Annotated in this window: 9 protein-coding genes; 2 read left to right on the forward strand and 7 right to left on the reverse strand. The window is 63.2% G+C overall.

Annotated features, from left to right (window positions below; genetic code table 11):
* Positions 1-29 precede the first annotated feature (29 nt).
* From QYE47_RS15925 to putP, 7 genes are all read right to left on the reverse strand, one after another.
* Positions 30-986 (reverse strand): glycosyltransferase, encoded by a 957-nt coding sequence (locus QYE47_RS15925; protein WP_003249439.1) that lies wholly within the window; start codon positions 984-986, stop codon positions 30-32.
* Between the two features lie 48 nt (positions 987-1,034).
* The gene (locus QYE47_RS15930) at positions 1,035-2,438 is read right to left on the reverse strand and encodes a PIG-L deacetylase family protein (protein ID WP_070384415.1); all 1,404 of its coding nucleotides are present in this window, start codon (positions 2,436-2,438) and stop codon (positions 1,035-1,037) included.
* Entirely contained in the window at positions 2,435-3,331 is an 897-nt protein-coding gene (locus QYE47_RS15935) for an antimicrobial resistance protein Mig-14 (RefSeq protein WP_070384416.1), read from the reverse strand. The genes QYE47_RS15930 and QYE47_RS15935 overlap by 4 nt, the downstream gene beginning before the upstream one ends.
* Complete coding sequence (locus QYE47_RS15940) at positions 3,331-4,461, reverse strand: glycosyltransferase (protein ID WP_070384417.1); 1,131 nt, start codon at positions 4,459-4,461, stop codon at positions 3,331-3,333. The genes QYE47_RS15935 and QYE47_RS15940 overlap by 1 nt, the downstream gene beginning before the upstream one ends.
* Entirely contained in the window at positions 4,445-6,202 is a 1,758-nt protein-coding gene (locus tag QYE47_RS15945) for a carbamoyltransferase (RefSeq protein ID WP_003249431.1), read from the reverse strand. Before QYE47_RS15945 ends, QYE47_RS15940 begins: the two co-directional genes overlap by 17 nt.
* A gap of 192 nt (positions 6,203-6,394) precedes the next feature.
* Complete coding sequence (locus QYE47_RS15950; RefSeq protein WP_010955521.1) at positions 6,395-7,231, reverse strand: 23S rRNA (adenine(2030)-N(6))-methyltransferase RlmJ; 837 nt, start codon at positions 7,229-7,231, stop codon at positions 6,395-6,397.
* A 106-nt stretch (positions 7,232-7,337) separates the two neighbouring features.
* The gene (gene putP / locus QYE47_RS15955) at positions 7,338-8,816 is read right to left on the reverse strand and encodes a sodium/proline symporter PutP (protein ID WP_041167205.1); all 1,479 of its coding nucleotides are present in this window, start codon (positions 8,814-8,816) and stop codon (positions 7,338-7,340) included.
* Positions 8,817-8,888: 72 nt separating this feature from the next.
* Between putP and QYE47_RS15960 the strand changes: the two genes are divergently transcribed.
* Together QYE47_RS15960 and putA are read left to right on the forward strand one after the other, a co-directional pair.
* Entirely contained in the window at positions 8,889-9,107 is a 219-nt protein-coding gene (locus tag QYE47_RS15960) for a hypothetical protein (protein WP_134697803.1), read from the forward strand.
* A gap of 64 nt (positions 9,108-9,171) precedes the next feature.
* The gene (gene putA, locus QYE47_RS15965) at positions 9,172-13,125 is read left to right on the forward strand and encodes a trifunctional transcriptional regulator/proline dehydrogenase/L-glutamate gamma-semialdehyde dehydrogenase (protein ID WP_070384418.1); all 3,954 of its coding nucleotides are present in this window, start codon (positions 9,172-9,174) and stop codon (positions 13,123-13,125) included.
* Positions 13,126-13,384 lie beyond the last annotated feature (259 nt).

Consider the following 13,384-nt stretch of genomic DNA (forward strand, 5'->3'; position numbering starts at 1 on the left):
AACCCGCTCCTGGGCGTGAAAGCTCTTGTTTAGATGCCCAGCTTCAGACGCAGCCGCTGCCATGCAGACAATGGCGGGTGGGGCCTGAGCGCCGGGCGCATGTGGTCGACGATGCTACGTCCAACTGCGCCGAAACTAAAACGGGAAACCGCCAGATGGCGGCCATTTTCTGCAATCTGCCGGGCTAGCTCGGGGTTCGCGCGCAAACGACGGAGCTTTTCCTGAAGGGTCGGGATGTTGTCATAGAACACCACGTTGTGCATGTCTTGCAGGCCCAGCGCACGGTTCTCTTCCTCGCCCTGGTCGTATGCCAGCAGCACACAGCCACAGGCCATGGCTTCGAAGTTCTTGATCATGTACTCGCCCATGCCGACATCGGCACTGACGAAGAAACGAATACGGTTGAGCGTGTTGCAGTAGTCCTCGCCCGACTTGGTACGGGTTACCAACAGGTTCTCGACCTGCCCCAACTCGTCCAGCAGTGCCTTGCGGCCGCTGTAGGCCACGCTGTTGACGCTACCGACAAAGGCCAGTTCGATATCACGCTCACGCCCTTGGTCGGCCAGCAACTGCTCGTCATAGCCCTTGGGCACGAACACCGCGTCGAAACCTTCCTGGCGCAAGCGCTCGCTGACCATGTAGCCGGAGCTGATCACCCGTGCCCATGGCAGTTGACGATAATGAGCGCTGAACTTGCCGGTGTACTTGCACGGGATGTAGTTCTGGTAGGCGTCGTGCTCGAGAATCACCAGGTTCGGCACAGTGCGGATGAAGGCCACCTGACGGATCTCCTGCTTGAAACGCAGGAAGAACACGATGCGGTCATAGCGCTCGACTTGCACCTCACGCTTGAAGTAACGGCGCAGGTTGCGCTGATCCTGGCTGGTCAGCCAGCGCAGGTCGCACTCGCAGTTGGCCGCGACGCCATCGTACAGGCGGTCAAGAATCGCCCGCTGTTCCTTCTGCACCAGAAATAGGACTTTCATTGCTTTCCTTGGGCGCTCTGCGCCTTCGCGGTCAACCATGGGGCGTGCTTACAGGTCACGCCGCCAGAACAGTTCGTGTCGGCGCACGGCCTTGCGGAAGAATTCGTTCTCCCCATAAGGCGATGGCTGTCGCCCGGCAAGCCAGCGTTGCAGCAGACGGCGCAGGCGGCGCTTGAACGGTGCCGGCGGCTGCAGGTCGTGCATCATGCCCAGGGCCATCGCCTTATCGCGCTGAGTCGCGCAGTCCAGTACCAGGCTGCAGGGTGCCCAGGCCTGGGCAGCGCTCAATTGCGGCGGTAAAGCCACGCCATCGCCACTGTCGCCCATCGGCCAGCGGTCGTTATCGTGCAGGTGGTTGGCGTAGCACAGCAAGGTTTGTGGCTGCCAGGTCATGCCTTGCAAGGCTTCCAATACCGCCGCCTGAGCGCAGATATGGTCCGGATGGGGGTCTAGCTGCGGGTGCGGCATCACCAGCACCTCTGGTTTGGCCAGCTCCAGCAAGGCTCGCAGGTCGGCCAGCAGGTTGTGCCAGGTGGGTGCGCCATCACGGTCGCCCGGTAACGGGAACGGGTTGAACTGGCGGAACACGCGGATATCGGCCAGGTCGGCTTCACGTGAGGCGGCCGGCTGGTCGGGTGCTGCCTGCATGGCAGGCAGCTGCAGGCAAAAGTAGCCCAGCTGTATGCAACGCGACTCCGGCACGCCGGCCCAACGCGGCACCACGATGCTGTCCCAGGCACGCAGGCGCCCCTTCAGGCGCGCGGCCTCGGCCTTTGCCAGGCCCATCTGCTGGTAGTGCTCGGCCTCTATCTCACCGGCGGTCAGGGTCACCACCCAGCTTTCGTCGGCCTGGCTGTACAACCCATACGCGGCCAACTCGGCGTCGTCGGCATGTGGCGCGATCACCATCACCCGGCGCTGCTGCAGCTCGACCGAGGGGGTTATCCACAGACGCAACTGGCCCTGCAGCCGGCAATGCCGGCCGCGCAGTCGCAACGTACCGGCCTGCAGTGGCGCAGCAAGACCCGTCAGGTTAAGGAAGCGCACGCCATCAACGCCACGCTCGAACGCTTGCCGATCGGCCTTTTCGCCAGCCAGCAGCTCGACCCGAGGATCGAGAAAGCGGCCCAACCAGCTGCTTTTTAGCCGCAGTTCAAGCACCAGGGTTTCGTCGCCCTGCAACGTGCAATCAGCCTTGAGCCAGCCATCGTGCAGGCTGGCAGGAACCTGCTGCACCTGATCGCCGAAGTCGTAGGCATAGTCCTCACCCGGTGCATAGAACAGGTGGTCGGCAAACCAGGCCTCATGGGCAGCCCAAAGCAGCGGCAACAGCAGCAGTGGCAGCCACCACCAGCTGAAAACACCGAGGGCGACCAGCGCAACCAGGCCCGCCAGCAGCCCCAGGCGTTTGTTGCGCCGGTGGCGCTTGAGCAACTGCTGCTTGCGGCTCACGCTTGATACACCGGCACAGGGTTGCACCAGCGGTCCTTGTACTCACGGTCAGCACGGCCGAACGAGAACCGCAGCGGCTTGTTGCGCGACCGGGCGTCTTCCCAGGCGGCCTGGGTATTGAGGAAGCTCAGCACGCTGCCTGGGCTGAAGGCCTTGGTTTCAGGGTCGACGCCGCCATTGATGTACTCGACGCTGATCCACTCCGGCGCTTCTACGCGGTACACCAGCTGGATGGCAATCGGCTTACCGTCCAGCAGCAGCACCGAGCCGATCAGCAGCTCACGCAGGCGCTCCAGCACATCGGCCATACGCTCGGCACCGGTGGCCGGAAAACCCCAGCGGCGCAGGAACAGGTCGCAGTACATGCTGGCGATTTCCTGAGCACTGAAGTCGCTGATCGGGCGTACCACACCACCCGCCTCTTCCAGCAGGCGCAGTTCACGGCGCTGGTTGTAGCGGAACTTCTTCGACAGGTCTTCAGGCGCCCGGGCCATGGCCAACTGCTCCTTCTGCGCCTTGAGGCCGATGAAGCGGCCCTGGTTCAGTTCGGACAGGTAACGGATTGTATGGCGCAACGGCGCAGCGGCATCAGACGCCGCCGGCAGAATGATCTCGGCATTACCGAGGTCGAACAGGGCCTTCTTACCAGTACGCTTCAGCACGTCCTTGGACAGCGCCAGGTGACGCCCCCAGGCCGGGATGGCGGCTTTCAGCTCGCCAGCCTGGTGCCAGCCCAGGTAACGCACCGGGATCTGTGCCAGGTCCGCCAGTTGCTCGACCACCAGCGGATGGGTGGCAACACTGCCGCCAAAGCGCGCCCACGCCTGGGCATAAGCCTTGGCATCGATAGCTTGCCAACCGCGTTCGCGGAAGGCCTGGATACGATTGAGCATCAGGCCTGCCCCACCAACGCGCGCACCTGTGGGAGTTGCCAGAAGGCCTCGCGCACCGCCTGGTCAGAGAAACGCTCACCCAGGCGTTGCAGCATGTGCCTGGCACAGGCCTGGCGCTGCCCAGCGTCCAGTACGGCCATGTGCTGCAGGCCCTGGGCCAACTGCGCGGCGTCGCCCAGCGGGAACAGCACGCCAACGCCCTCGACCACTTCGCGGGCTCCGCCACAGGCCGTGGCCAACACCGGCACACCGGCAACCATCGCTTCGAGCAGGACCATGCCGAACGGCTCGTGATCGGAACTCAAAGCGAACACGTCGAACGCCTGGAAGTAACGGCGCGCATCCGGTATCTGGCCAAGAAAGTCGACTTGCCCGGCAATGCCAAGCTCGGCAGCCAACGCCTTGAGCCTCGCCTCCAGACGCCCCTTGCCGAGGATCGCCAGGCGGGCGCCAGCCGGCAGCCCCGGCAGTGCCTGGGCAAAACCGCGCAACAGGGTGGCCTGGTCCTTGTCCGGGTGCAGGCGCCCGACATTGCCGACGATCCACGCCTGGGGATCCAGGCCCAAGGCCTGGCGTGCGTCAGTGCGCGGCACCAGGGCTGCTTGCAGGGCGTCGATGTCGATGCGGTTGTACAGGGTCTGGATGCGTTCGGCCGGCCACTGCGGCAAGCAACGGCGCATATCGTCACGTACCGCGTCCGAAACACCCAACAGGCTCAGACGCTTGCTGAACAGGTTCGCGAACAGGCGGCGGCCTTTGCGCTGGTAGTCGCCAAAGGCATGGTGCACACCAATCACCGGCAGGCCGGTCCCAAGCAGGGCAACGTAGATCGGCTTGAAGCGGTGGGCGATGCAGAAAGCGAAATTGCGCTCGGCCGCAATGCGCCGCAATGTGCGGATGGCGCCGAGTTTCAGGCCGCGCACGGCCTTGGAACTGAACTCAAGGAACAGCACCTCGTCCGACGCACAGCCAGCCGCCACCTGCGCATCGGCGGCGCCGGTGAGGAACACCGTGGTCACCTGGTACCCACGCCCCTGAAACAGGCTGGCGTACTGACGGGCGCAGTCCAGGAACGGCCCGTCATAGCCATGGCAGAACTGCAGGATGCGCGGTTCAGAGCGGCTGGTCATACGGGGCCGCGCCGTCCTTCACAACCAGGATGTCTTCCATGATCAGGTACTGCAGGTCCGAGCCGAAGAACATGTTCAGGGCATCCGTCGGCGAGCAGATCATCGGTTCACCACGACGGTTCAGCGAGGTGTTCAGCGACACACCGTTGCCAGTCAGGTCTTCCAGCGCCTTCATCATGTCGTAGTAACGCGGGTTGTACTCGCGCTTGAGCACCTGGGCACGCGAAGTGCCGTCCTCATGCACCACTTCCGGCACGCGGGTCTTCCACTCTTCAGCGACTTCGAAGGTGAAGGTCATGAACGGCGCGGGATGGTCGACCTTGATCATCTGCGGGGCGACAGTGTCGAGCATCGACGGGCAGAAAGGTCTCCAGCGTTCACGGAACTTGATCTGGTGGTTGATGCGGTCAGCCACGCCTTCCACGCTTGGGCAACCGATGATCGATCGGCCACCCAGGGCACGCGGCCCGAACTCCATACGGCCCTGGAACCAGGCTACCGGGTTGCCATCGACCATGATCTGGGCGATCTGCTGCGGCATGTTCTCGAGTTTGCGCCACTTTGGCTGGTTCGGGTGACGGGCGCAGGCGGCGATCACGTCCTCGTTGGAGTACGACGGGCCGAGGTAGACGTGCTCCATCTTCTCGACCGGAACGCCACGGGCGTGGGAAACATAGGCGGCGGCGCCAACGGCAGTCCCGGCGTCACCGGAGGCCGGCTGGACGAACAGCTCTTTCACGTCCGGACGGGCGATGATCTTCTGGTTGAGCTTGACGTTCAGCGCACAGCCGCCGGCGAAGGCCAGCTTGCCGGTTTCACGCAGGGTGTCGCCCAGGTAATGGTCGATCATCTGCAGCGCCAGTTTCTCGAACAGCGCCTGCATGCTGGCGGCGTAATGGATGTACGGCTCGTCGGCGATGTCGCCTTCGCGCTTGGGGCCCAGCCATTCGATCAGCTTTGGCGAGAAGTAGAAGCCCTTGCCCTTCTCTTTATAGCGGCGCAGGCCGATAACGTTGGCGTACTCGGTGTTGATCACCAACTCGCCGTTTTCGAAGCTGGCCAGACGCGAGAAATCATACTTGCTGGCGTCGCCATACGGCGCCATGCCCATGACCTTGAACTCGCCATCGAGCATTTCGAAGCCCAGGAACTCGGTGATGGCACCGTAAAGGCCACCCAGCGAGTCCGGGTCGAAGAATTCCTTGATCTTGTGGATCTTGCCGTTTTCGCCGTAACCAAAGAAGGTGGTGGCGTACTCGCCCTTGCCGTCAATGCCGAGGATTGCGGTTTTTTCCTTGAAACCCGAGCAATGATAAGCACTGGAAGCGTGGGCCAGGTGGTGCTCGACCGGCTCGATCTTGACCTTTTTCGGGTCGAAGCCCAGTTGCTCCAGGCACCAGACGATCTTCTTGCGATAGCGCTTGTAGCGACGGTTGCCCATCAGGATGGCATCGAGTGCACGATCCGGGGCGTACCAATAGCGCTTGGCATAGTGCCACCGCGCCTTGCCGAACAGGCTGATCGGGGCGAACGGGATGGCTACCACGTCGACGTCGGACGGCTTGATGCCTGCCTGTTCCAGGCAGAACTTCGCCGACTCGTAGGGCATGCGGTTCTTCGCATGCTTGTCACGCACGAAGCGCTCTTCTTCGGCGGCGGCAATCAGCTTGCCGTCAATGTACAAGGCCGCGGAAGGGTCATGGCTAAGGGCGCCGGACAGGCCAAGAATCGTCAATGCCAAGGGATTAGCCTCTTCATTCGGTAAAAATGCGCCAGCGGCCTCGTGGGCGGATGGCGGCTAAAGGGCGGGATTATAACGCAAACATTGGAGGCACACCGCCCCCTTGTAGGAGCGGGTTCACCCGCGAAGCAGGCAACGCGGTGGATGGCACCGGCGTAGCCGGTGTTCGCGGGTAAACCCGCGCCTACAGGTTTACTCGGCGATCAGCCAGTCCATGCGGTAACTACCGGCGGTCTGTGCCAGCTCTTTGGCCAGCCATGGCAGCAGCTCCTTAAGTTCATCCTCCAGCCCCCACGGCGGGTTGGCGATGGCCAGGCCAGAGCCGTTCAGCCCCTGCGGGCTGTCCTGGTGATGCACATACAGCTCAACCCGCAACAGTTTCGGCGCGCCAGTGCTGGTCAGGTCCTGGTAATAGCGGGTCAGCGAGCGCTGGTCCTTGATCGGGTACCAGATGGCCGCAACAGTCTGGCGCATGCGGCCGATCGCCTCTTTCATGGCAGTGGTGCAGCGCTTGAGCTCATCGGCCTGCTCGAACGGCGGGTCGATCAGCATGATCGCGCGCTTTTCCTGCACCGGCAGCAAGGCCCGGGGCACATGCCAGCCTTCACCCAGGTGCACGGTCACGCGCGGGTCTTTTTTCATGTTTTCTTTGAGGAGCGGCCCGTCTTCGGGGTGCTTCTCGTTGAGCAGGGCGCGGTCCTGCTGGCGCATCAGGCGACGGGCCAGTTCGGGCGACCCCGGGTAGTAGCGCAGCTCGCCATCGGCATTCAGGCGCTTGATGATGCGCAGGTAGTCGTCGGCCATGGCCGGCAGGTCATCGCGATTCCACAGGCGGGCTACGCCTTCCAGGTACTCGCCGGTACGGCTTGCCTGGTCGCCTTGCAGGTCGTACAGACCGAGCCCTGCGTGGGTATCGATATAGGCGAACGGCTGCTCCTTGCGCGACATCAGGGCGATGAGGCGGGTCAGCACGATGTGTTTGAGGACGTCGGCGTGGTTGCCGGCGTGGAAGGCGTGACGATAGTTCATGGCAACTCCTGCGAAGGCGGCAAGTTTACCTTGCCTTGCAGGCGGAGTCAGGCCTGGCTGCTGATTGGCGGCACCCGCAAAGCAGGCGCCGCCAATTCAACGGATGTTACTTGTCGGCGTGATACGCCGCATCAGCCGCTTCGAAGCGCTTGACCATCGTCTGCGAAGGGCTGCCCAGCTTGCTCACCAGAACAATGGCGATGCTGGCGAACAGGAAGCCCGGGATGATTTCGTACAACCCGAGGGTGTCGAAGTTCTTCCACAGGATCACCGTCAGCGCACCCACCACGATACCGGCCAGCGCACCGTTACGGGTCATGCCTTTCCACAGCACCGAAATCAGCACCACCGGGCCGAAGGCGGCACCGAAGCCAGCCCAGGCATAGGCCACCAGGCCCAGCACGCGGTTTTCCGGATTGGCGGCCATGGCGATGGCGATCAGGGCCACGGCCAGCACCATCAGACGGCCGACCCACACCAGCTCGACCTGCGAAGCATTCTTGCGCAGGAAGGCTTTGTAGAAGTCTTCGGTCAGGGCGCTGGAGCACACCAGCAGCTGGCAGCTCAGGGTACTCATGACTGCGGCCAGGATGGCCGACAGCAGGACACCCGCAATCCATGGGTTGAACAGGATCTTGGCCAGCTCGATGAACACACGTTCGTGGTTCTCGCTAACCGGGCCTGCCAGTTCAGGATGGGCCGAGAAGTAGGCAATGCCGAAGAAGCCAACGGCACAGGTACCCGCCAGGCACAGGATCATCCAGGTCATGGAAATGCGGCGCGCCTTGGCGATCGACTTCACCGAATCAGCGGCCATGAAGCGCGCCAGGATATGCGGCTGGCCGAAGTAACCCAGGCCCCAGCCCATCAGCGAGATGATGCCGATGAAGGTGGCACCCTTGAGCATGTCGAAGTTCGCCGGGTTCACCGCCTCGATAGCGGCGAAGGTCTGGTCGAAGCCACCGGTGGAGATCAGCACGATTACCGGGGTCAGGATCAGCGCGAAGATCATCAACGACGCCTGTACGGTATCGGTCCAGCTCACCGCCAGGAAGCCACCAACGAAGGTATAGGCGATGGTCGCCGCTGCACCAGCCCACAAAGCGGTTTCGTACGACATGCCGAAGGTGCTCTCGAACAGACGGGCACCGGCCACGATGCCGGAGGCACAGTAGATGGTGAAGAACACCAGGATGACGATGGCGGAAATGATACGCAGCAGCCCGCTATTGTCTTCGAAACGGCTGGAGAAGTAGTCCGGCAGGGTCAGCGCGTCACCGTTGTGTTCGGTCTGCACGCGCAGCCGGCCGGCCACGAACAGCCAGTTCAGGTAGGCACCCACTGTCAGGCCGATGGCGATCCAGGCCTCGGACAGGCCCGCAAAGTAGATGGCACCGGGCAGGCCCATCAGCAGCCAGCCACTCATGTCGGAGGCACCGGCAGACAGCGCGGTAACCACGCTACCGAGGCTGCGACCACCCAGAATGTAATCGGAAAGGTTGTTGGTAGCGCGATAGGCGGCGAAGCCGATCAGCACCATTGCTGCGATGTAGATCACGAAGGTGATCGTTAGTGGATTGCCCATGCGTGTGCCCTGGCGTTTGTTTTTATCATGCGCAACCACAGCGTTGGCGGTTGCACCCAGGCGGCGAATGCTATGCAACAACGCAAAGAAGGTGCAACCATTTTTCTTTTGCAAGTTGCACCTGCCCGTGCAATTTCCGACAAAGCCCACTTCTTGCTCCTTTCGGGAGCAAAAAACCGCTTTTTCAGAATAAATCGCACCGAAAGCGCCCCTTTTCAGGGTATGGGAATAGCTGTCGGACGAGTTGCACCTTTCACACGAAAAATTCGGGTTGCACCTGGTTGCACCTGAATTGTCCTACAGATACTCTTGACGCCAGCTTAGGCCACAACCGTGGCAATAACGAGGATAAGAAATGGCGACTACCACCCTTGGGGTCAAACTCGACGACCCGACCCGTGAGCGACTCAAAGCAGCTGCGCAGTCCATTGACCGCACGCCGCACTGGTTGATCAAGCAAGCGATCTTCAACTATCTGGAGAAGCTCGAGGGTGGCGCCACCCTGACCGAACTCAACGGTCATGCCAGCAACCCGGCCGACGATGCCGGTGAAATCCAGGCCGATCACAGCCACCAGTGCTTCCTCGAATTTGCCGAAAGCATCTTGCCGCAGTCGGTACTGCGCTCGGCGATCACCGCTGCCTACCGCCGCCCCGAGCAGGAAGTGGTGCCAATGCTGCTGGAGCAGGCGCGCCTGAGCGCGCCGCTGGCCGACGCCACCAACAAGCTGGCCGCAGGCATTGCCGAAAAACTGCGCAACCAGAAAAGCGCCGGCGGCCGTGCCGGTATTGTCCAGGGCCTGCTGCAGGAGTTCTCGCTGTCATCCCAGGAAGGCGTGGCGCTGATGTGCCTTGCCGAAGCCCTGCTGCGTATCCCCGACAAAGGTACCCGTGATGCCCTGATCCGCGACAAGATCAGTACCGGCAACTGGCAGCCGCACCTGGGCAACAGCCCGTCACTGTTCGTCAACGCCGCCACCTGGGGGCTGCTGCTGACCGGCAAGCTGGTCAGCACCCATAACGAAACCGGCCTCACCTCCTCGCTCACCCGCATCATCGGCAAGAGCGGCGAACCGATGATCCGCAAGGGCGTCGACATGGCCATGCGCCTGATGGGTGAGCAGTTCGTCACCGGCGAGACCATTGCCGAAGCCCTGGCCAACGCCAGCCGTTTCGAGGCCAAAGGCTTCCGTTACTCCTACGACATGCTCGGCGAAGCCGCACTGACCGAACACGACGCGCAGAAGTACCTGGCGTCCTACGAGCAGGCCATCCACTCGATCGGCAAGGCCTCGCATGGCCGTGGTATCTATGAAGGCCCAGGCATCTCGATCAAGCTGTCGGCACTGCACCCGCGCTACAGCCGGGCCCAGTACGAGCGCGTGATGGAAGAGCTGTACCCGCGCCTGCTGTCGCTGACCCTGCTGGCCAAGCAGTACGACATCGGCCTTAACATCGACGCCGAAGAAGCCGACCGCCTGGAGCTTTCGCTGGACCTGCTCGAACGCCTGTGCTTCGAGCCATCCCTGGCTGGCTGGAACGGCATCGGCTTCGTTATCCAGGCCTACCAGAAGCGCTGCCCGTACGTGATCGACTACGTCATCGATCTGGCCAAGCGCAGCCGCCACCGCCTGATGATCCGCCTGGTAAAAGGCGCCTACTGGGACAGCGAGATCAAGCGTGCCCAGGTCGAAGGCCTGGAAGGCTACCCGGTCTATACCCGCAAGGTGTACACCGACGTGTCCTACGTCGCATGCGCCCGCAAGCTGCTGGCCGTACCAGAAGCCATCTACCCGCAGTTCGCCACCCACAACGCCCACACCCTGTCGGCCATCTACCACATTGCCGGGCAGAACTATTACCCGGGCCAGTACGAGTTCCAGTGCCTGCACGGCATGGGCGAGCCGCTGTACGAGCAAGTGGTCGGCAAGATTGCCGATGGCAAGCTGAACCGCCCGTGCCGCGTGTATGCACCGGTCGGCACACATGAAACGCTGCTGGCCTACCTGGTGCGCCGCCTGCTGGAAAACGGCGCCAACACCTCGTTCGTCAACCGCATCGCCGACCACTCGATTTCCATCCAGGAACTGGTCGCCGACCCGGTGGCCAGCATCGAGCGCATGGGTACCCAGGAAGGCAGTATCGGCCTCCCGCACCCACGCATCCCGCTGCCGCGCGATCTGTATGGCACTGAACGAGCCAACTCGGCCGGCATCGACATGGCCAACGAACACCGCCTGGCATCGCTGTCCTGCGCCATGCTGGCCACCGCTCACAATGACTGGAAGGCTGCCCCGCTGCTGGCCTGCGCCGCCAGCGAGAGCGCTGCCGCACCGGTGCTGAACCCGGCAGACCACCGCGACGTAGTCGGCCATGTGCAGGAGGCCACCGTTGCCGACGTGGACAACGCCATCCAGTGCGCACTGAACGCCGCGCCGATCTGGCAGGCCACCCCGCCAGCCGAGCGTGCTGCCATTCTGGAGCGCACCGCCGACCTGATGGAGGCCGAGATCCAGCCGCTGATGGGCCTGCTCATTCGCGAGGCCGGCAAGACCTTCGCCAACGCCATCGCCGAAGTGCGTGAAGCCGTGGACTTCCTGCGCTACTACGCGGTGCAGGCACGTAACGACTTCAGCAACGACGCCCACCGCCCACTGGGCCCGGTGGTGTGCATCAGCCCGTGGAACTTCCCGCTGGCGATCTTCACCGGCCAGGTGGCCGCAGCCCTGGCTGCCGGCAACCCGGTACTGGCCAAGCCTGCCGAGCAAACCCCGCTGATCGCCGCCCAGGCCGTGCGCCTGCTGCTGGAAGCGGGCATCCCAGAAGGCGTGCTGCAGTTGCTGCCGGGCCGAGGTGAAACCGTCGGCGCCGGCCTGGTCGGAGACGAGCGCGTCAAAGGCGTGATGTTCACCGGCTCCACAGAAGTGGCCCGCCTGCTGCAGCGCAACGTCGCTGGCCGCCTGGACAACCAGGGCCGGCCGATCCCGCTGATCGCCGAAACAGGCGGCCAGAACGCGATGATCGTCGACTCCTCGGCACTGACCGAACAGGTCGTGATCGACGTGGTGTCCTCGGCCTTCGACAGTGCCGGCCAGCGTTGCTCGGCCCTGCGCGTGCTGTGCCTGCAGGAAGACTCCGCCGACCGCGTGATCGAAATGCTCAAGGGCGCCATGGCTGAAAGCCGCCTGGGCTGCCCGGACCGCCTGGCCGTGGACATCGGCCCGGTGATCGATGCCGAAGCCAAGGCCGGCATCGAGAAGCACATCCAGGGCATGCGCGAGAAAGGCCGCCCGGTCTACCAGGTCGCGATTGCCGATGCTGCCGAGATCAAGCGCGGCACCTTCGTCATGCCAACCCTGATCGAGCTGGACAGCTTCGACGAGCTGAAGCGCGAAATCTTCGGCCCCGTGCTGCACGTGGTGCGCTACAACCGCCGCAATCTGGACCAGCTGATCGAGCAGATCAACAACTCCGGCTACGGCCTGACCCTCGGCGTGCACACCCGTATCGACGAGACCATCGCCAAGGTGGTGGAAACCGCCAACGCCGGCAACATGTACGTCAACCGCAACATTGTAGGTGCAGTGGTGGGCGTGCAGCCGTTCGGTGGTGAAGGCCTGTCTGGCACCGGCCCGAAAGCCGGCGGCCCGCTGTACCTCTACCGCTTGCTGTCGACCCGCCCGGCCGACGCCATTGGCCGCCACTTCCAGCAGCAGGACGGCGAAGGCAAGCCAGACCGCACTCTGCACGAACAGCTGGTCAAACCGCTGCACGGCCTGAAGGCCTGGGCCGAGAACAACCAGCTTGCCGACCTGGCCGCGCTGTGCAGCCAGTTCGCCAGCCAGTCGCAGAGCGGCATCGCTCGCCTGCTGCCAGGCCCGACCGGCGAGCGCAACAGCTACACCATTCTGCCGCGGGAGCACGTACTGTGCCTGGCCGACAACGAAACCGACCTGCTGGCGCAGTTCGCCGCGGTACTGGCCGTTGGCAGCTCGGCGGTGTGGGTTGACGGTGAACCGGGCAAGGCTCTGCGCGCCCGCCTGCCGCGTGAGCTGCAGGCCAAGGTGAAGCTGGTCGCGGACTGGAACAAGGATGAAGTGGCGTTCGACGCAGTAATCCACCATGGCGACTCGGACCAGCTGCGCGGCGTATGCCAGCAGGTGGCCAAGCGTGCCGGGGCGATCGTTGGGGTGCACGGGCTGTCCAGCGGTGATCACCAGATTGCGCTGGAGCGCCTGGTCATCGAGCGCGCGGTGAGCGTGAACACTGCAGCGGCGGGTGGTAACGCCAGCCTGATGACCATCGGCTAATGGCTGAGGGTTGTTGAAGAAGAAGGAGAGCCTCGGCTCTCCTTTTTTATGCGTGCATGTCCTGAAGCAGGGGCTGGACTAACAGGTGCTCACCAGAACGTGGTCATGCCAACGCTGACTGGGTGTCTTCTGTTGTTACCGTTTATCCCCTGGAAATTCTCGGCTGCCTGGGCCGGTCCTTTCGCGGGTAAACCCGCTCCTACCACGGTGACGGACAGTTGGATAGAGGCCGTCGTAGGAGCGGGTTCACCCGCGAAAG

The organism is Pseudomonas sp. 2,4-D, from assembly GCF_030418155.1.
Lineage (GTDB): Bacteria > Pseudomonadota > Gammaproteobacteria > Pseudomonadales > Pseudomonadaceae > Aquipseudomonas > Aquipseudomonas alloputida.

Excerpts from the sequence above, each read along its gene's own strand:
- QYE47_RS15925 (WP_003249439.1), bottom strand. The coding sequence starts at position 986 with ATGAAAGTCCTATTTCTGGTGCAGAAGGAACAGCGGGCGATTCTTGAC.
- QYE47_RS15935 (WP_070384416.1), bottom strand. The coding sequence starts at position 3,331 with ATGCTCAATCGTATCCAGGCCTTCCGCGAACGCGGTTGGCAAGCTATC.
- QYE47_RS15940 (WP_070384417.1), bottom strand. The coding sequence starts at position 4,461 with ATGACCAGCCGCTCTGAACCGCGCATCCTGCAGTTCTGCCATGGCTAT.
- QYE47_RS15950 (WP_010955521.1), bottom strand. The coding sequence starts at position 7,231 with ATGAACTATCGTCACGCCTTCCACGCCGGCAACCACGCCGACGTCCTC.
- putP (WP_041167205.1), bottom strand. The coding sequence starts at position 8,816 with ATGGGCAATCCACTAACGATCACCTTCGTGATCTACATCGCAGCAATG.
- QYE47_RS15960 (WP_134697803.1), top strand. The coding sequence starts at position 8,889 with ATGCAACAACGCAAAGAAGGTGCAACCATTTTTCTTTTGCAAGTTGCA.
- putA (WP_070384418.1), top strand. The coding sequence starts at position 9,172 with ATGGCGACTACCACCCTTGGGGTCAAACTCGACGACCCGACCCGTGAG.